This window comes from Pseudomonas sp. 382 (assembly GCF_002759075.1).
Taxonomy (GTDB): Bacteria; Pseudomonadota; Gammaproteobacteria; order Pseudomonadales; family Pseudomonadaceae; genus Aquipseudomonas; species Aquipseudomonas vlassakiae.
The window spans coordinates 159282-178683 of sequence record NZ_PEMX01000011.1; the positions used below are offsets into that span (position 1 = coordinate 159282).

A 19402-nucleotide genomic window follows, 5' to 3' on the forward strand; every position below is an offset into this window, starting at 1 on the left:
AAGACAGATGAGAAGAGGACGCAGGACGATGGATGACTATCAGGAAGAGCTGCTCGAGTTTCAGGCTTTCGAACTGGATCCGCCAGAACCGGCAGACGACGCCACGGAGCTTTAACCTGCCCGCCGCTGGCTGCGGCGAAATTCCCCCGGCGTAAGGCCCGTCCAGCGCTTGAATGCGCGTTGGAAGGCCTCTGCCGATGCAAACCCCAACAAATAAGCGATCTCGCCAAAGGCCAACTCCGTATCGCGGATGTAGGCTTCGGCAAGGTCGCGTCGCGTGTCGTTGAGCAGGTCACGAAAGCGCGTGCCTTCTTCCGCCAGCTTGCGGCGCAGCGTCCAGGTGGGCAGTTGCAAGCGCAGCGCCACTTCTTCCAGGTCAGGTTCCCGGCCGCCATTGAGCAGCGGGCCGAGGAGATGGGTAATGCGCTCGCCCAGGCTGCGCACGCGAGTGCGCTGGAGCATTTCTGCTTCACACAATTGCAGCAGGTGGCTGAAGGTGCTCGGGCAATGCTGTGGATTGGTCTGGTCGAGCGTGCTGCGGCCCAGCCGCAGACGATTGGCGCTGGCGCCGAACTGCAAGGGTGTGCTGCACAGTGGCTGGTATTGCGCAGCGTAGCCAGGCGCGTCGAATTCCACTTCCAGGCGCTCGGCCTGCACGGGGACGTCGCTCAGGGCGGCAAGCTGCGCCAGCCAGCCGCCCAGCAGTGAGTCGACCACAAAGCGGTTGTAGTCGTTGTAGGGGCTGATCGAGTAGAACGTAAGCCACGCGCCGTGCGCGTCTTCGTGATAGCAGCAATGGCCGCGGTAATTGGCCGCATACAGTGGCTCGAAGCGCAGCAGTGTACGTGCCGCCTCGCCCAGCGTAGGGGCCTGGGCTGCGGTGACACCGGCCAGCCCGGCCTGGGCCAGGCGGCTCAGCCGGCCCATGCGCAGGCCCAGCGCCGGGTCGCCGCACAGCGCGATGGCCGCATGCCCCAGGTGCATATAGCGAGGAATCGACAGCCGAGCCCCGGCTTCGGCCAGGCGTTCGGCACCGAGCCCGTATTGCAGCAGCAGCGGTGTCGGATCATGGCCTTGCTCGCGCAGGGCCTGGGCCAGGGGCTGGACGAAACCGACCGAAAGGTCGCCCAGGCGCACGCGGGGGCGGCTCATGTGCCTACAGCCACAGGTTCAAGAGGCGTGCGCCGTGGCTCGGTGGGCCCGACAGCAACTCACCTGCCTGATGGGCAAAGCCCTGGCCATCGCTGCCTTGCTCCCAGAACTGCCCACGCATGAACACGCTCATGCTGCTGACGCCGTCACCTGCGGCCTGGGTGAGGCGTTGCCAGGCGGTCTGTTCGCTGACCTCGCCGCGTTGCAGTGGCAACCGGGCAGCCGCGGCCTGGTGGCGATTGCCTCGCCAAGGGCTATCCCAACTGCCTTTACCGCTGAGGAAGACCGGGTTGGCGATCAACTGGACCTGCTGCTCCTGCAACTGACGCTGGTTCTGCGGATACCAGCTGTCGCTGCCGATCAGCACCCCAAGCCGCCCGGCAGGGGTCTGCAGCACGTGCAGCGGGAAGTGCCGGCCATGGTGTATATAGCGCCGTGCTTCGCTGTCGGGGTATTGCTGGTGCTGTGGTTGGCCCAACAGCGAGCCATCGGCGGCAAATACCAGGCTGCTGTTGAACAGTGGCCCTTGACCAGCGTGCAGTACACCGTGCTCGACGTACGGGGCGGGCAGCACGATCGAACCCGCCACCAGGGTCACGCCGAACTCCTTGGCCAGGCCGCCGAACAGTTGCTGGTAATCGCTGGCCATCTGGCGGGCCTTCATGCGCAGGTGGGCATCGGCGCGCCGGTCATCGCCATTGGCGCTCAGCATGGCCAGGCCATAGAGCAGCGGGTTGCTCAGCTCCAGCCATTGCTCGGCGTCGCGATTGCGGGTGGCCTGGAACAGCTCGTTCTTTTCGCCCCGTGCCCACAGCCAGGTGCCGATGTGCTCCGGCAGTACCACGACCGTGCGCGGGCCGATCAGGCCTTGGGCGCGCGCTTGTTCCAGGTAGGCGGAAAGCTTGCGGTGCAGCCGTTGCAGGCTCTGGTAGTCGCTGGGGAACAGCAACGGCTCGATACCGAGCAGGTTGCCGTGCTCGCCGGGCACGCCATGGTTGAGCGCCAGTTCGATGCGCAAATCGGAGAGGTAATGGCCCTCCGGGCGCTGTTGGGTCCAGAAACCGTAGCCGCACAGAGCGGTGATCATTACCAGCGCCAGGGCGCCTGCCAGGAGTTTTCGCATCAAGCGGTACAGCGCCTTGGGAATCGAGGGTTCCCTAGGGTAGTCCCGCTGCGCGGGAGGATCAATAAGTTGTCAGTTTCGATCATTGAGCGCGTTCAAATGGCTGTTTACTGTCGCAGGCAGACAAACGACGGGGCCCGCCGAGGTACCCGCACTCCGTGATCACGCCACCTGGGGAACCGTACCATGGCTGCCGACCGCTACCCACATTTGCTGGCCCCGCTCGATCTGGGCTTCACCACCTTGCGCAACCGCACCCTGATGGGCTCGATGCACACTGGCCTCGAGGAGCGCCCGGGCGGTTTCGAGCGCATGGCGGCCTATTTTGCCGAGCGCGCCCGTGGCGGCGTCGGCCTGATGGTCACAGGCGGTATCGCCCCGAACGATGAAGGCGGGGTGTACTCCGGCGCGGCCAAGCTCAGTACCAAGGAAGAAGCCGACAAACATCGCATCGTCACCCAGGCCGTGCATGAGGCCGGCGGCAAGATCTGCCTGCAGATCCTGCATGCCGGCCGCTACGCCTACAGCCCGCGCCAGGTGGCGCCCAGCGCGATCCAGGCACCGATCAACCCGTTCAAGCCCAAGGAGCTGGATGAAGCGGGCATCGAGAAGCAGATCGCCGACTTCGTCAACTGTGCCGTGCTGGCCCAGCGTGCCGGCTACGATGGCGTCGAGATCATGGGGTCCGAAGGCTACTTCATCAACCAGTTCCTCGCCGCCCACACCAACCATCGCACCGACCGCTGGGGTGGCAGCTACGAGAACCGCATGCGTCTGGCGGTGCAGATCGTCACCCGTGTGCGCGAGGCCGTAGGGCCAAACTTCATCATCATCTTCCGCCTGTCGATGCTTGACCTGGTCGAAGGCGGCAGCACCTGGGACGAGATCGAGGTGCTGGCCAAGGCCATCGAGCAGGCCGGCGCGACCCTGATCAACACCGGTATCGGCTGGCACGAGGCGCGCATCCCGACCATTGCCACCAAGGTGCCGCGTGCGGCGTTCAGCAAGGTCACCGCCAAGCTGCGCGGCGCCGTGAACATTCCGCTGATCACCACCAACCGTATCAATACCCCGGAAGTGGCGGAAACCGTGCTGGCCGAGGGCGATGCCGACATGGTTTCGATGGCCCGGCCGTTCCTCGCCGACGCCGACTTCGTCAACAAGGCGGCCGCAGGGCGTGCCGACCAGATCAACACCTGCATCGGTTGCAACCAGGCCTGCCTGGACCACACCTTCGGTGGCAAGTTGACCAGTTGCCTGGTCAACCCGCGCGCCTGCCACGAAACCGAGCTCAACTATCTGCCGGTACGTGCCGTGAAGCGCATCGCCGTGGTCGGCGCTGGCCCTGCCGGCCTGGCAGCGGCCACCGTCGCGGCCGAGCGTGGCCATGAAGTGACGCTGTTCGATGCCGCCAGCGAGATTGGCGGGCAGTTCAACGTGGCCAAGCGGGTACCGGGCAAGGAGGAATTCCACGAGACTTTGCGCTACTTCCGCAACAAGGTGAAAAGCACCGGCGTCGATCTGCGCCTGAATACCCGGGTCGATGTGCAGGCGCTGGTAGCGGGTGGCTACGACGAAATCATCCTGGCTACCGGTATCGCGCCGCGTACCCCGGCCATCCCTGGTGTCGGGCATGCCAAGGTGCTCAGCTACCTGGACGTGCTGCTCGAGCGCAAAGCGGTGGGCAAGTCGGTCGCGGTGATTGGTGCGGGCGGTATCGGTTTCGACGTTTCCGAGTACCTGGTGCATCAGGGCGTGGCCAGCAGCCAGGACCGCGACGCGTTCTGGAAAGAGTGGGGGATCGATACCCACCTGGAGGCACGCGGTGGCGTTGCCGGGATCACGGCCGAGCCGCATGCGCCGGCGCGCCAGGTGTACCTGTTGCAGCGCAAGAAAACCAAGGTCGGCGACGGGCTGGGCAAGACCACGGGCTGGATTCACCGTACCGGGCTGAAGAACAAGCAGGTGCAGATGCTCAATGGCGTCGAGTACCTGCAGATCGACGATGCTGGCCTGCACATTCGCGTTGGCGAAGGCGAACCGCAGGTGTTGGCGGTGGACAATGTGGTGATCTGCGCCGGGCAGGAGCCGTTGCGCGAGCTGCATGAAGGGCTGGTTGCGGCGGGGCAATCGGTGCACCTGATCGGCGGTGCCGATGTGGCGGCCGAGCTGGATGCCAAGCGGGCGATCAACCAAGGCTCTCGACTGGCCGCTGAGCTCTGAGAACGCCGGGGCCGCAAAGCGGCCCCGGCGATTTCACTGATAAACTCCGCTCCATGCATTTACCTCAAGCTCCACTACAGCGTCTGAATCTACCTTGGCTGACAAAAGCCAAAGTTCAAGCCGCCATCCTGCGCCTGGACCTGATCGATCCCCTGATCAGCGGCAACAAGTGGTTCAAGCTCCGCCACCACTTGCAGCATGCCCATGGCGCAGGCGCCCCCGGCCTGATAAGCCTCGGCGGCAACCACTCAAACCACCTGCACGCCCTGGCTGCCGCAGGCAAACGCTTTGGCTTCGCCACCGCCGGCCTGCTGCGCGGCCACCGGCAAGACACCCCGACGGTGCGCGACCTGCAAGCACTGGGCATGCAATTGCACTGGCTGGGCTACGGCGGTTATCGGGCACGTCATGAGCCGGGCTTCTGGGAGCTTTGGCAGGCTCGATATCCAGGCTGGCATTGTATTCCCGAGGGCGGCGGCGGGACGGCGGGTGCCGAAGGGTGTGCGCTGATCGTCGAGCAAGCCCGTTCGCAGCTGTCAGCGCTGGGGTGGTCTGGCTACGACGCCTGGTGGCTGGCAGCAGGTACCGGCACCACCGTGGCCGGCCTTGTACGTGGCGAAGCAGGGGACCACCTCGTGCATGGCGCCCTGGCGGTGCCGCAGGGTCATGGCGTGGCGCAGACAGTCGCTGCACTGGCTGGCTCACAAGGCTACCAACTGCACGACGCCAGCCGCGGTGGCTTTGCCAAGTTCGATGATGATCTGCTGGCCTTCATCGCTGAGGGTGAGCGGCACTCTGGCGTGCCGCTGGAAGCCGTGTATACCGGCAAGGCCTTGCTGGCCCTGCATGATCAGGTCGAGGCCGGGCTGTTCGCGCCCGGTACCCGCCTGATCTTCGTCCACACCGGTGGCCTGCAGGGCCGGCGCGGTTACTTGTAGGGCAGCATGCGCAGCAGCGTGTTGTCGCGTTGCACGTAATGGTGGTACAGCCCGGCCAGTGCATGCAGGCCGATCAGCCAGTAACCCCAGCTAGCGACCCGCTCGTGCCAGCCCTTGATGAACTTGGCCTGGTCAGGGTCAGGGCCGATAAGGTGCGGCAGCTCGAGGCCGAAGAAGGGCACGGGTTTGTCGGCGGCACTGAGGATCAGCCAACCGGCCACGGGCAGGCCGATCATCAACAGGTACAGCGCCAGGTGCACCAGGTGGGCAATGCCTGTCTGCCAGGCCGCTGGCTTGGGCACGATCGGCGGGGTCGGCCGGCTCAGGCGCACGGCCAGGCGCAGCCAGACCAGCACGAACACACTCAGGCCAAGCATGAAGTGCAGGTCTTTCATCAGGTTGCGTTCAGCGCTGTCCTTGGGGAACAGGCCGCGGAATTCGATACAGGCGTACACGGCGGCCAGCAGCAGAACCATCAGCCAGTGCAGGGCGATGGACAGGCGTGCGTAACGGGGTGCTGGGGTGGATGAAACCATGATCGGTCCTCGTCATCGGTTGGTAATGGCGCTCTTGGTGGCGCTCAGATAGCACTCTACTGGCTATTTGAAACAAATCTTTGCGCTGGGTCTGTGAAAATTCTGTTGTCAGGTAAATGTGGCCAACAATCCGCCACCAGAAACACCCGCTCGACTTCCTGCCAGGCGCCCTCGCCATCCGGCTCCAGCCTGACCAGCAACTGCGCCGGGGCATGCTCATCCAGCCCGGCCAGCCAAGCCTCGAACTGCGGCACGCTCCAGCATGCGTCGGGCTCTGCCCGTGCCGGTGCCAGCCAGGCATGCCTCGGCAACGGTTGCCAGCGTTGGTCTGCTGTGGTTTCCCAGTGCTGTCGGCGTACCCAGCGCCCGCGCAGATGCTCGGGATTGGCACCCGCAGGCGCCTCGGCGTGCCCCGGCCATGGATAGAACAGGTAGCCACCAAGCCACAAGTGCGCCTGCACTTGGTCGGCCCCTACGGCAGCCAGTGCTTCGCGACTCCGCGCATCCGCCGACATGGGCAGCTGGTGCCCGGCCAGGTGGGCCAGTTTGCTGCCGAGGCGATCGTGGCAGCCAGGCCCGAGCCAGTGCGCCGGATCACCTCCGTTGCCCGCGCTCGGCCCCAGGTAAAGTTTGATGGCCAACTCCAGATGATGCGTGCCCTCGCCGTCGCGCAGCAGAATGTCCAGCTCGCCCAGGGTCCGTCCCCCCGTGCGAATCGCCAGGTTGGACGCCAGCAGCTCGACCCCGGGCGCTTGTTTCAGGGCGAACTGCCACAGAGCTTCGTAGTACAGCCCCAGGCGCCGGCTGGTGATCCTTGCCAGCCAGTCGCGCAAGGGCAGGTCATCGGCATCCAGTGCGCGCAACCAGTCGTGCAGGTGCTGCGGATCGGCCGCCCAGGCGCTACCCGCCAGCGGATGGCGCTGGGGGCAGGGCGGGGCGCTGAGTAGCGCGGGCGACAGCAGGGTCCACGCCAGGTCGCGCACGGCAGGTCGGCGCAAGCGACGGGGCAGCTCATGGAACTGGGCGAAAGGCGTCATGCTGCGAGCATAGCCGGTTTGCCGCTACCCGGTCGTTTCGCCCATAATCGCGACATCGTCACCCGCCGCAGAGCCTTGCAGGAGCCCCATGGAGCAATTTCGCAATATCGGTATCATCGGCCGCCTTGGCAGCTCGCAGGTGCTCGACACCATTCGCCGACTGAAAAAATTCCTCCTCGAGCGCCATCTGCACGTGATCCTCGAGGACACCATCGCCGAAGTGCTGCCCGGCCACGGCCTGCAAACCTCCACGCGCAAGTTGCTGGGCGAGGTCTGCGACCTGGTCATCGTGGTCGGTGGCGACGGCAGCCTGCTCGGTGCCGCCCGCGCCCTGGCCCGGCACAATGTGCCGGTGCTGGGTATCAACCGCGGCAACCTGGGCTTCCTCACCGATATCCGCCCGGACGAGCTGGAACAGAAGGTTGCCGAAGTGCTCGACGGCCATTACCTGGTGGAAAACCGCTTCCTGCTGCAGGCCGAGGTGCGCCGCCATCACGAGGCCATTGGCCAGGGCGATGCGCTCAACGACGTGGTCCTGCACCCGGGCAAGTCGACGCGGATGATCGAGTTCGAGATCTACATCGACGGCCAGTTCGTCTGCAGCCAGAAGGCCGACGGCCTGATCGTCGCCACCCCGACCGGTTCCACCGCCTACGCCCTGTCGGCCGGTGGACCGATCATGCACCCCAAGCTCGACGCCATCGTCATCGTGCCGATGTACCCGCACACCCTGTCGGGGCGGCCGATCGTGGTCGACGGCAACAGTGAGCTGAAGATCGTGGTGTCCAAGGAGCTGCAGATTTACCCGCAAGTGTCCTGCGACGGCCAGAACCACTTCACCTGCGCGCCGGGCGACACCATCACGGTCAGCAAGAAGCCGCAGAAGCTGCGCCTGATCCACCCGCTCGACCACAATTACTATGAGGTGTGCCGCACCAAACTCGGCTGGGGCAGCCGCCTGGGAGGCAGGGACGACTGATGCTCGATCCGGCGCGCAGTTTCGACATCATCGGCGACGTGCACGGCTGTGCACTGACCCTCGAACGCCTGCTCGACGCCCTCGGCTACAAACGTGTCGGCGGGGTCTGGCGTCACCCGTGGCGTCAGGCGCTGTTCCTGGGCGACATCGTCGACCGTGGCCCACGCATCCGCGAGGCGCTGCACATCGTCCATGACATGGTCGAGGCCGGCCAGGCGTTCTGCATCATGGGCAACCACGAGTACAACGCGCTCGGCTGGGTCACCCCGGCACTGCCCGGCAGCGGCAAGTCGTTCGTGCGCGAACACACCCCGCGCCACGCCCGGCTGATCGACGAAACCCTGACCCAGTTCGCCCATCACCCGGGCGACTGGCACGACTTCGTGCAGTGGTTCTATGAACTGCCGCTGTTCGTCGATGCCGGGCGCTTCCGCCTGGTGCACGCCTGCTGGGACCCACGGTTGATCGAACCGCTGCGTCAGCAGTACCCGGGCGGGCGTATCGACGAGCACTTCATCCAGGCGTCGGCGGTGCCCGGCAGCTTTGCCGCCACCGTGTGCAACCGCCTGCTGCGCGGCACCGACATGCGCTTGCCGGACGGCCTGACCCTGACCGGCGGCGACGGCCTGACCCGCGCCTTCTTCCGCACCAAGTTCTGGGAAGAAGACCCGCAGACCTACGGCGACATCGTCTTCCAGCCTGATGCGCTGCCCGAAGACGTAGCCCGCACGCCACTGAGCCACAGCGAAAAAAATGCCCTGCTGCGCTACGCCGAGGACGAACCCCTGCTGTTCGTCGGCCACTACTGGCGCAGCGGCCGCCCGGCACCGATCCGTGCCAACCTGGCGTGCCTGGACTACAGCGCGGTGCTGTATGGCAAGCTGGCGGCCTACCGGCTGGATGATGAAACCCGCATCGACCCGCACAAGTTCGTCTGGGTCGACGTCGAACGCCCCCAGGCCAACCAATGAAAATCATCGAAGTGATGCGCCTGCCGCTGTCGGTCGACCTCAGCGGCTTCGTCCACCTGCTGCAGCGCCTGCAGGTACCGCACCGGGTCAGCGAGGAGGGCGAGGAGCAGGTGCTCTGGGCCCCCGACACCCTGGTTGCCGACGTGCGCGAGCTCTACCAGCGCTTCCCCGACGGTAACGCCGACGTGCAACTTGCGCCGGACCCTGTGGGAGCGGGCGTGCCCGCGAAAGCCCCATCCTTGGCGGACCAGGCCAAAGCCTGCAAGGTCACCGCCACCATCCTCGTCCTGTGCCTGATCGTCGCCGGCCTCACCAGCCTGGGCGACAACCTCGACGCCATCAGCTGGTTCACCTTCCTCGACTTTCGCGTTCAGGGCGAGTACCTGCATTTCACCCCATTGGCCCAGGGCCTGGCCGAAGGCCAATGGTGGCGCCTGGTCTCGCCCATGCTGCTGCACTTTGGCGTGCTGCACCTGGCCATGAACGGCCTGTGGTACTGGGAGCTGGGGAAGCGTATCGAGCTGCGCCAGGGCCCCTGGCTGCTGCTCGGCCTGACCCTGCTGTTCAGCCTGGTGTCCAACCTGGCCCAGCACTACACCAGTGGGCCGAGCCTGTTCGGCGGCCTGTCCGGCGTGCTGTACGGTCTGCTCGGCCACGTCTGGCTGTACCAGTGGCTGGCGCCCAACCCCTATTTCAACCTGCCCAAGGGCGTGCTGGTGATGATGCTGATCTGGCTGGTGATCTGCCTGACCGGCGTGGTCGGCCAGCTTGGCTTCGGCCAGATCGCCAATGCCGCCCACGTCGGCGGGCTGCTCATCGGATGCCTGACCGGGCTCTTGGGCGGGGCGCTGGCCCGGCGTAAACTGTCGGCTTGAATCAGGAGACACTATGTCCACTTTCGCGCAAATGATCGAAAACATCACCCCGGAAATCTACCAGAGCCTGAAGCTGGCCGTGGAAATCGGCAAATGGTCGGACGGGCGCAAGCTCACCGCCGAGCAGAAAGAACTGTCGCTGCAGGCGGTGATCGCCTGGGAGATGAAGAACCTGCCCGAAGAGCAGCGCACTGGCTACATGGGCCCGCAGGAATGCGCGTCGAAGTCCGCCCCCATCGCCAACATTCTGTTCAAGTCGGACTCGGTACATTGATCGAACTCGCTCGTGGCTCTTTGAGCAAGATGGCGGTCAGCCTGCAGGCTCCGGTGGTGCAATACAGCTTCCGCCTGGATGACACTCAGGTGCCGGTCAACCCGCTGATCGGCCAGCGCCTGCGCCTGGAATACCTTGGCGCCATTCACTGCAGCCATTGCGGCAAGCGCACCAAGACCAGCTTCAGCCAGGGTTATTGCTACCCGTGCATGACCAAGCTGGCCCAGTGCGATGTGTGCATCATGGCCCCGGAAAAATGCCATTACGACGCCGGCACCTGCCGTGAGCCGTCGTGGGGCGAACAGTTCTGCATGACCGACCACGTGGTGTACCTGGCCAACTCGTCAGGTATCAAGGTCGGTATCACCCGTGCCAACCAGCTGCCCACCCGCTGGCTCGACCAAGGGGCCAGCCAGGCCCTGCCGATCATGCGCGTGGCTACCCGCCAGCAATCGGGCCTGGTCGAAGACATCCTGCGCAGCCAGGTGCCGGACCGCACCAACTGGCGCACGCTGCTCAAGGGTGACGCCGAGGTACTCGACCTGCCGGCCATCCGCGAACGCATCTTCGATGCCTGTGCCGAGGGCCTGCGCGCGCTGCAGGACCGTTTCGGCCTGCAGGCGATCCAGCCACTGCCCGACGCCGAAGTGGTGCAGATGCGCTACCCGGTCGAGGCCTACCCGAAGAAGATCGTCAGCTTCAATCTGGACAAGGATCCGGTCGCCGAAGGCACGCTGCTGGGTATCAAGGGTCAGTACCTGATCTTCGACACCGGCGTGATCAATATTCGCAAGTACACGGCCTACCAGTTGGCCGTGCTCCAGTAAAAAGGACCTGCACATGCGTACCGAACAACCGCAAGTGATCTACCTCAAGGATTACCAGGCGCCCGAGTACCTCATCGACGAGACGCACCTGACCTTCGAGCTGTTCGAGGACCACACCCTGGTCCACGCGCAACTGGTCATGCGCCGCAACCCGGCACGCGGTGCCGGCCTGCCGCCGCTGGAGCTGGACGGCCAGCAGCTGGAGCTGCTGCGCGCCGCGCTGGACGATGTCGAACTGCAGGCGAGCGACTATCAGCTCGAAGCCGACAGCCTGACCGTTCACCCAAAGGCCGAACACTTCACCCTCGACACCAGCGTGAAGATCCACCCGGAAAGCAACACCGCACTGGAAGGCCTGTACAAGTCCGGCAAGATGTTCTGCACCCAGTGCGAGGCCGAGGGCTTCCGCAAGATTACCTATTACCTCGACCGCCCGGACGTGATGAGCACCTTCACCACCACGGTGATCGCCGAGCAGCATCGCTACCCAGTGCTGCTCAGCAACGGCAACCCGGTCGACAGCGGGCCGGCAGAAGATGGCCGCCACTGGGCGACCTGGGAAGACCCGTTCAAGAAACCGGCGTACCTGTTCGCGCTGGTGGCCGGTGACCTGTGGTGCGTCGAGGACAGTTTCGTCCGCCAGTCCGGCCGCGACGTGACCCTGCGCATCTACGTCGAGCCCGAGAACATCGACAAGTGCGACCACGCCATGGTCAGCCTGAAGAAGTCCATGCGCTGGGACGAGGAGGTGTACGGTCGCGAGTACGACCTGGACATCTTCATGATCGTTGCGGTCAATGATTTCAACATGGGCGCCATGGAAAACAAGGGCCTGAACATCTTCAACTCGAGCTGCGTACTGGCCCGCGCCGAAACCGCCACCGACGCCGCCCACCAGCGCGTCGAAGGTGTGGTCGCCCACGAGTACTTCCACAACTGGTCGGGCAACCGCGTGACCTGCCGCGACTGGTTCCAGCTGTCGCTCAAGGAAGGCTTCACGGTGTTCCGCGATGCCGAGTTCAGCGCTGACATGAATTCGCGCACGGTCAAGCGCATCGAGGACGTCGCCTACCTGCGCACCCACCAGTTCGCCGAAGATGCCGGCCCCATGGCCCACCCGGTGCGCCCGGACAGCTTCATCGAGATTTCCAACTTCTACACCCTCACCGTGTACGAGAAGGGCGCAGAAGTGGTGCGCATGGTTCGCACCCTGCTGGGCGCCGAGGGCTTCCGCAAGGGCAGCGACCTGTACTTCGAACGCCACGATGGCCAGGCGGTGACCACCGACGATTTCATCAAGGCCATGGAAGACGCCAACGGCGTCGACCTCACCCAGTTCAAGCGCTGGTACAACCAGGCCGGCACCCCGCGCCTGGAAGTCAGCGAGGCTTATGATGCCGCCGCGCAGGCCTACAGCCTGACCTTCCGCCAGCGCTGCCCGCAGACCCCGGACAAGGCCGAGAAGCTGCCGTTCGTGATCCCGGTCGAGCTGGGCCTGCTCGATGCCGAGGGCAACGACTTGCCGCTGCAACTGGCCGGTGAAGCCCAGGCGACTGGCACCACCCGCGTGCTGTCGGTGACCGAAGCCGAGCAGACCTTCACCTTCCAGGGCATCGTGGCCAAGCCGCTGCCGTCGCTGCTGCGCGGCTTCAGCGCGCCGGTCAAGCTGAGCTTCCCGTACGACCGCGACCAGCTGATGTTCCTCATGCAGCACGACAGCGATGGCTTCAACCGCTGGGAAGCGGGCCAGCAGCTGTCGGTGCAGGTGCTGCAGGAGCTGATTGGCCAGCACCGGCGCGGGGAGGCGTTGAAGCTTGACCAGCGCCTGATCACCGCGCTCGGCACCGTGCTGGGCAACCCGTCGCTGGACCCCGCCATGGTCGCCGAGATGCTCTCGCTGCCAGGCGAAGCCTACCTGACCGAGATCAGCGAGGTGGCCGACGTCGAGGCCATCCACACCGCCCGTGAGTTCGCCCGCCAGCAGATCGCCGAGCAGCTGTTCGACGCCCTGTGGGCGCGCTACCAGGCCAACCGCGAGGTGTCGCGCAGCACCGCCTATGTGGCCGCTGCCGAACACTTCGCTCGCCGCAGCCTGCAGAACATCGCCCTGTCGTACCTGATGCTGAGCGGCCAGCCGCAGGTGCTGGAGGCGACCCTGGAGCAGTTCGAACACTGCGACAACATGACCGAGCGCCTGACCGCGCTGGCCGTGCTGGTCAATTCGCCGTTCGACGCCGAACGTGCCAAGGCGCTGAAAAGCTTTGCCGAGCACTTCAAGGACAACCCGCTGGTCATGGACCAGTGGTTCAGCGTGCAGGCCGCCAGCACACTGCCGGGCGGGCTGGCGCGGGTCAAGGCGCTGATGGAGCACCCGGCGTTCACCCTGAAGAACCCGAACAAGGTGCGGGCGCTGATCGGTGCCTTTGCCGGGCAGAACCTGGTCAACTTCCATGCTGCCGATGGTTCGGGCTATCGCTTCCTGGCGGATTTGGTGATCGAGCTGAATGCGCTGAACCCGCAGATTGCCTCGCGCCAACTGGCACCGCTGACCCGCTGGCGCAAGTATGACGATGCGCGGCAGGTGCTGATGAAGGGCGAGCTGGAGCGGATTCTTGCGTCTGGCGCGCTGTCCAGTGATGTGTATGAAGTGGTGAGCAAGAGCCTGGCGTAAGCCTGGTAGATCCTGGGGCTGCTTTGCAGCCCTTTCGCGACACAAGGCCGCTCCTACAGGGGACTCGCATTTCCTTGTAGGAGCGGCCTTGTGTCGCGAAAGGGCCGCACAGCGGCCCCAGCTTTTTTGGCGGTTAACAAAACATAACGTCCCGTTCGTTGTAATCGCGCAACCTTCCCCGATACGATCCCCCAAGCCTCTAACACAGGCTTTTCACAGCACAGACCCACCAAGAAAAACACAACAGGGGATGGTCATGAAGCAGCGGGTGATGACGCAGGCCAGGCGTGGTGCCTGGCCATTGGCGGCTGGCGCGATGCTGGCGCTGGCACTGGGGATGTGGACTGACAGCGCGCAGGCCGCTGCGGCCGACGAATACTCTACCGAGTCAGCCAAGGCCAGCCAGAGCCTGCTGATCGGCGCCGCCCATGCCGGCAAGCGCCTGGTGGTGGTCGGTGATCGTGGCCACATTCTGTTCTCCGACGACCAGGGCAACACCTGGACCCAGGCCCGGGTACCCACCCGCCAGCTGCTTACTGCCGTGTTCTTCCTCGACGACAAGCGTGGCTGGGCGGTCGGCCACGATGCGCAGATCCTCGCCAGCAGCGACGGCGGCGCGACCTGGAGCAAGCAGTTCGAAGACCTGTCCCGTGAAGCACCGCTGCTCGACATCACCTTCCTCGACGCCCAGCACGGCTTCGCCGTGGGGGCCTACGGCGCGCTGCTGGAAACCCGCGATGGCGGCCAGCATTGGCAGGACATCGCCGAACGCCTGGACAATCCTGATCAGCTGCACCTCAACGGCATTACCCGGGTGCGCGATGCCGGCTTGTTCATCGTCGGTGAGCAGGGCGGCATGTACCGCTCCAGCGACGACGGCCAGACCTGGGCCAAGGTGCAGGGCCCATACGAGGGGTCGCTGTTTGGAGTGGTCGCTACCACCCAGGCGAAGACGCTGTTGGCCTATGGCCTGCGTGGCAACCTGTTCCGCTCCGCCGACTTTGGTGACAGCTGGCAGGCGATCACGCTCAAGGCCGACCGTGGTGAGCTCGAATTCGGCCTGGCAGGCGCTACGCTTGTCGAAGATGGCAGCCTGGTGCTGGTCGGCAATGGCGGCAGCGTGCTGCGCAGCACCGATGATGGCCAGACCTTCAGCGTCTACAACCGCAGCGACCGCATCGCCCTGGCCGGTGTCAGTGGCCTGGCCAATGGTGGTTTGCTGCTGGTGGGGCAGGGCGGTGTGCACCTGGCCAACGCCGAAGGTGCAGAACCGGCTGCCGGGGAGGTGCGTCCATGACCAGCAGGGAGAGCATTACCATGCACCCGCACCATCAGGACAAGGCCACGCTGCTCGAACGCCTGATCTTCAACAACCGCCCGGTGGTCATCGCCCTGTGCCTCTTGGTCAGCATCTTCCTGTTCTGGCAGGCCACGCAGATCCGCCCCTCGACCAGCTTCGAGAAGATGATCCCGCTGCAGCACCCGTTCATCGAACAGATGATGGAGCACCGCAACGACCTGGCCAACCTCGGCAACACCGTGCGCATTTCGGTCGAGGCGGTCAACGGCGACATCTTCGACAAGGACTACATGGAAACGCTGCGGCAGATCCATGACGAGGTGTTCTACATCCCCGGGGTCGACCGCGCCGGCCTCAAGTCGCTGTGGAGCCCCAGCGTGCGCTGGAGCGAGGTCACCGAGGAAGGCTTCTCCGGCGGCGAAGTGATCCCCAACACCTACAACGGCTCCCAGGACAGCCTCGACACCCTGCGCGACAACGTGCTCAAGTCTGGCCAGGTCGGGCGCCTGGTGGGCAACAACTTCAAGTCCAGCATCGTCGACGTGCCGCTGCTGGAGAGCTTCCCCGACCCGCAGGACCCTGGCAAGCAGGTCAAGCTCGATTACCAGCAGTTCTCGCACCAGCTGGAAGAGAAGATCCGCGACAAGTTCCAGGCACAGAACCCCAACGTGAAGATCCACATCATCGGCTTCGCCAAGAAGGTCGGCGACCTGATCGACGGCCTGGTGATGGTGGCGATGTTCTTCGGCGTGGCCCTGGTGATCACCTGGGTCCTGCTGTACTGGTTCACCTGGTGCATCCGCAGCACCATCGCCGTGCTCATCACCACCCTGGTGGCGGTGGTCTGGCAACTGGGCCTGATGCATGCCGTGGGCTTCGGCCTTGACCCGTACTCGATGCTGGTACCGTTCCTGATCTTCGCCATCGGCATTTCCCACGGGGTACAGAAGATCAACGGCATCGCCTTGCAGTCGAGTGACGCCGACAATGCCTTGACCGCCGCCCGGCGCACCTTCCGTCAACTGTTCCTGCCGGGAATGATCGCCATCCTCGCCGACGCCGTGGGCTTCATCACCCTGCTGATCATCGACATCGGCGTGATCCGCGAACTGGCCATCGGCGCGTCCATCGGTGTGGCGGTGATCGTGTTCACCAACCTGATTCTGCTGCCGGTGGCCATTTCCTACGTCGGCATCAGCAAGAAGGCCATCGAGCGCAGCAAGAAGGACGCGACCCGCGAGCATCCGTTCTGGCGCCTGCTGTCGAACTTTGCCAGCGCCAAGGTGGCCCCGGTGTCCATCACCCTGGCGCTGATCGCCTTTGCCGGCGGCCTGTGGTACAGCCAGAACCTGAAGATCGGCGACCTTGACCAGGGCGCGCCGGAGCTGCGCCCGGATTCGCGTTACAACCAGGACAACAACTTCATCATCAGCAATTATTCGACCAGTTCCGACGTACTGGTGATCATGGTCAAGACACCGGCAGAGAGCTGCTCGATCCACTCGACCATGGCGCCGATCGACGAGCTGATGTGGACCATGCAGAACACCCCCGGCGTGCAGTCGGCGATCTCCCTGGTGACCGTGTCCAAGCAGGTGATCAAGGGCATGAACGAGGGCAGCTTGAAGTGGGAGACGCTTTCACGCAACCCGGACATCCTCAACAACTCCATCGCCCGCGCCGACGGCCTGTACAACGCCGACTGCTCGCTGGCGCCGGTGCTGGTGTTCCTCAACGACCACAAGGCCGAGACCCTGGAGCGCGTGACCGCTGTCGCCAAGGCGTTCGCTGACAGCCACGACAAGGAGGGCCTGCAGTTTTTGCTGGCGGCAGGTAACGCCGGGATCGAGGCGGCCACCAACGAGGTGATCAAGTCGGCCGAGCTGACCATCCTGATCCTGGTCTACCTGTGCGTGGCGGTGATGTGCATGATCACCTTCCGCTCGTTCGCCGCGACCCTGTGCATCGTGCTGCCGCTGGTGCTGACTTCGGTATTGGGTAACGCGCTGATGGCGTTCATGGGCATCGGCGTCAAGGTCGCCACTTTGCCGGTGGTGGCCCTGGGCGTGGGTATCGGCGTGGACTACGGTATCTACATCTACAGCCGCCTTGAAAGCTTCCTGCGTGCCGGCCTGCCGTTGCAGGAGGCTTACTACCAGACCCTGCGCTCGACCGGTAAAGCGGTGCTGTTCACCGGCCTGTGCCTGGCGATCGGCGTGTGCACCTGGATCTTCTCGGCGATCAAGTTCCAGGCCGACATGGGGTTGATGCTGACCTTCATGTTGCTGTGGAACATGTTCGGGGCGCTGTGGCTGCTGCCAGCACTGGCGCGGTTCCTGATCAAGCCGGAGAAGATGGTGGGCAAGGAGGGGGGCTCCATTTTCGCCCATTGAATCGCTGGGGGCCGCTTCGCGGCCCTTTCCGACCGGTCCGGCGCCCCGGCAAGGCCGCTCCCACAGGAGATCGCATGATTTCAAATGGATGCGATCTTCTGTGGGAGCGGCCTTGTGTCGCGATGGGCTGCAAAGCAGCCCCAGGGGTTATAATCCCGGCACATCCCTTACAGGTACCCCCATGTCTCCCCTCGCCACCGCCCTCGCATCCTGCGACATGCTCCTGATCGACGGCCTGCACGCCTTCGACTTCACCTGCGACGAATCCGGCCTGACCATCGAATGCATGGACGGCCGCCAACTTCGCCGCTGGTCCTTCACCCCCGAGCAGATCGCTGCCGCCGTCGGTGCCAATGATGAATGGCAACTCAACGATGCCCAGGGCGAGCATCGTCTAGTCTGTATGAGTGCCTTTCGCGCCCCGGATGAAGACGACGATGAACCCGATCTGGACGAGCCTGCTGACCGCTAGCCTGATGAGCCTGACAATCACCGCCCACGCCGCCACGTTGCTGGTGGGCAGCTACACCGATGGCCAGAGCCAGGGCATCTACCGTTACGCGTTCGACAGCAAGACCGGGCAGATCGACCCGACGCCGCAACAGGTGGTCAAGAGCGTCAGTCCGTCGTGGCTGGTGCTGTCAGCCGACCAGCGCCAGTTGTTCGCGGTCAATGAAACCCCGAACGGCCAAGTCAGCAGCTTCAGCGTCAGCGCCAAGGGCGAGATCAAGCCGCTGAACCAGGTGGCCAGCCGTGGTGATGAACCGACCCATGCCAGCCTGAGCCGTGACCAGCGCTACCTGTTCGTGGCCAACTACGCCGTTGCCCCCGACCCGGGCGGCAGCCTGGTGGTGATCCCGGTGGCCAAGGACGGCAAGCTCAAGGACGTGGTCCAGCAGCTGCAGCACACGCCCAGCAAGGTCAACCTTGAGCGCCAGGCCGGAGCCCACGTGCATTCGCTGGTGCTGTCACCGGATGGCCTGCATGTGTATGCCTGCGACCTGGGCGCCGACAAGGTCTTCATCTATCGCTACGACGGTGCCAGCGCCGATCACCCACTGACCCCGGCGATCCCGGCGTCGGTGGACCTGCCGCCCGGCAGCGGGCCGCGGCATCTGCTGTTCGATGCCAAGGGCCGGCATGCCTACCTGACGCTGGAAATGAGCGGCGAAGTGGTGATGTTCGACGTCAAGGACGCTGCCTTGCTGGAGCGTCAGCGCCTGCCGCTGACCGAGCAACAGGATGCCGCCGCCAAGGCTTCGGGTGGCCTGCACCTGTCGGCGGACGGGCGCTTCCTGTATGTCAGCAACCGCGGCACGGCGAACGAGATCGTGGTGTTCAGCGTGGGTAAGGACGATGGCCAGCTGACCTTCCTGCAGCGCCGTTCGGTGGAAGGCGACCACCCGCGGGAGTTCGCCTTGGACCCGAGCGACAACTTCCTGCTGGTGGCCAACCAGAAGAGCAACCAGATCGTGGTCATGCGCCGCGACCCGCGCAGCGGCAAGCTTGGCGAGACGGTGCAGAACTTCAAGCAGGATGCGCCTTCGGATCTCAAGTTCATCGATTGACTATCGATAGCGGTGATAACCCTTACCAGCGCAATGAATTTCTGCGGGCGACCTCAGCGGCGTAAGTTTGACCCAAGGCCCAAGCGGCTGAACGTCAAACCACATCTGTCGAGGTCAGCCACCATGAACTTCAATCTCTTCCCTGTGATTGCCGCATCTGCCATCTCCGCTTCCGTCGTGCTGCCGGCCCATGCCCATGCCGATACCCGCAAGGCCACGTCCACCCACAGCTACACCGAGCAGTACCTGCGCCAGAGCGCCAACTTTCATGCGGCCTTGAGTGGCAAGCACAGCCACTGATTGAGGCCTTGCACGGTCACTGTGGGAGCGGGCATGCCCGCGAAGCAGACACCGCGGTGTGTGGCACCGGCGTTGCCGGTGTTCGCGGGCGAGCCCGCTCCCACAGAGTGGACTGCCCCCAAGAAGTTGGACACCAATCCAACCCTTGGGGGATTCATGGCCAAGTACACTGAGCAGTTCAAGCTCACAGCAATCACTGCCTATTTGGATGGCAGCAACGGTTTCCGTACGGTAG

Annotated in this window: 17 protein-coding genes and 1 pseudogene; 14 read left to right on the plus strand and 4 right to left on the minus strand. The window is 64.5% G+C overall.

What is annotated here, in order from left to right:
* Positions 1-111: 111 nt before the first annotated feature.
* The gene (locus tag CQW31_RS15200; protein WP_099814843.1) at positions 112-1152 is read right to left on the minus strand and encodes an AraC family transcriptional regulator; all 1041 of its coding nucleotides are present in this window, start codon (positions 1150-1152) and stop codon (positions 112-114) included.
* A 4-nt stretch (positions 1153-1156) separates the two neighbouring features.
* Positions 1157-2275, minus strand: coding sequence for a nitrilase-related carbon-nitrogen hydrolase (locus CQW31_RS15205; protein WP_099814844.1), 1119 nt, complete (start codon positions 2273-2275; stop codon positions 1157-1159).
* A gap of 186 nt (positions 2276-2461) precedes the next feature.
* Between CQW31_RS15205 and CQW31_RS15210 the strand changes: the two genes are divergently transcribed.
* Together CQW31_RS15210 and CQW31_RS15215 are read left to right on the plus strand one after the other, a co-directional pair.
* Positions 2462-4498 carry an NADPH-dependent 2,4-dienoyl-CoA reductase gene (locus CQW31_RS15210; RefSeq protein WP_099814845.1) on the plus strand — a complete coding sequence of 679 codons (2037 nt, stop codon included), beginning with the start codon at positions 2462-2464 and terminating at the stop codon, positions 4496-4498.
* A 53-nt stretch (positions 4499-4551) separates the two neighbouring features.
* Entirely contained in the window at positions 4552-5436 is an 885-nt protein-coding gene (locus CQW31_RS15215; protein WP_099814846.1) for a 1-aminocyclopropane-1-carboxylate deaminase/D-cysteine desulfhydrase, read from the plus strand.
* Here CQW31_RS15215 and cybB read toward each other — a convergent pair.
* Positions 5427-5972, minus strand: coding sequence for a cytochrome b561 (gene cybB / locus CQW31_RS15220; RefSeq protein WP_054885762.1), 546 nt, complete (start codon positions 5970-5972; stop codon positions 5427-5429). The two genes, CQW31_RS15215 and cybB, sit on opposite strands and share 10 nt — an antisense overlap.
* Before the next feature lie 56 nt (positions 5973-6028).
* Complete coding sequence (locus CQW31_RS15225; protein ID WP_099814847.1) at positions 6029-7009, minus strand: DUF1853 family protein; 981 nt, start codon at positions 7007-7009, stop codon at positions 6029-6031.
* Between the two features lie 88 nt (positions 7010-7097).
* Between CQW31_RS15225 and CQW31_RS15230 the strand changes: the two genes are divergently transcribed.
* From CQW31_RS15230 to CQW31_RS31455, 12 genes and pseudogenes are all read left to right on the plus strand, one after another.
* Positions 7098-7988 (plus strand): NAD(+) kinase, encoded by an 891-nt coding sequence (locus CQW31_RS15230; protein WP_054885764.1) that lies wholly within the window; start codon positions 7098-7100, stop codon positions 7986-7988.
* Positions 7988-8959, plus strand: a complete 972-nt coding sequence (locus CQW31_RS15235) for a metallophosphoesterase (RefSeq protein WP_054885765.1) — start codon at positions 7988-7990, stop codon at positions 8957-8959. Before CQW31_RS15230 ends, CQW31_RS15235 begins: the two co-directional genes overlap by 1 nt.
* Positions 8956-9834: a rhomboid family intramembrane serine protease gene (locus CQW31_RS15240; protein ID WP_099814848.1), complete on the plus strand. Its 879-nt coding sequence runs from the start codon at positions 8956-8958 to the stop codon at positions 9832-9834. Before CQW31_RS15235 ends, CQW31_RS15240 begins: the two co-directional genes overlap by 4 nt.
* Positions 9835-9847: 13 nt before the next feature.
* Positions 9848-10108 carry a YeaC family protein gene (locus CQW31_RS15245; protein ID WP_054885767.1) on the plus strand — a complete coding sequence of 87 codons (261 nt, stop codon included), beginning with the start codon at positions 9848-9850 and terminating at the stop codon, positions 10106-10108.
* Positions 10105-10935: a DUF2797 domain-containing protein gene (locus CQW31_RS15250; RefSeq protein ID WP_099814849.1), complete on the plus strand. Its 831-nt coding sequence runs from the start codon at positions 10105-10107 to the stop codon at positions 10933-10935. The genes CQW31_RS15245 and CQW31_RS15250 overlap by 4 nt, the downstream gene beginning before the upstream one ends.
* A gap of 13 nt (positions 10936-10948) precedes the next feature.
* A complete protein-coding gene (gene pepN / locus CQW31_RS15255; protein WP_099814850.1) occupies positions 10949-13606 on the plus strand; it encodes an aminopeptidase N in 2658 nt (885 codons plus the stop codon).
* A gap of 271 nt (positions 13607-13877) precedes the next feature.
* Positions 13878-14903 carry a WD40/YVTN/BNR-like repeat-containing protein gene (locus CQW31_RS15260; protein WP_371858382.1) on the plus strand — a complete coding sequence of 342 codons (1026 nt, stop codon included), beginning with the start codon at positions 13878-13880 and terminating at the stop codon, positions 14901-14903.
* Positions 14904-14923: 20 nt separating this feature from the next.
* Positions 14924-17299 (plus strand): RND family transporter, encoded by a 2376-nt coding sequence (locus CQW31_RS15265; RefSeq protein ID WP_099814853.1) that lies wholly within the window; start codon positions 14924-14926, stop codon positions 17297-17299.
* Between the two features lie 181 nt (positions 17300-17480).
* Positions 17481-17771, plus strand: a complete 291-nt coding sequence (locus CQW31_RS15270) for a DUF5629 family protein (RefSeq protein ID WP_054885770.1) — start codon at positions 17481-17483, stop codon at positions 17769-17771.
* Positions 17737-18867 carry a lactonase family protein gene (locus CQW31_RS15275; protein WP_177332395.1) on the plus strand — a complete coding sequence of 377 codons (1131 nt, stop codon included), beginning with the start codon at positions 17737-17739 and terminating at the stop codon, positions 18865-18867. The genes CQW31_RS15270 and CQW31_RS15275 overlap by 35 nt, the downstream gene beginning before the upstream one ends.
* 123 nt (positions 18868-18990) lie before the next feature.
* Entirely contained in the window at positions 18991-19167 is a 177-nt protein-coding gene (locus tag CQW31_RS31325) for a hypothetical protein (protein WP_176510170.1), read from the plus strand.
* Between the two features lie 33 nt (positions 19168-19200).
* Positions 19201-19402: pseudogene (locus CQW31_RS31455) on the plus strand (hypothetical protein); the annotation flags it as partial.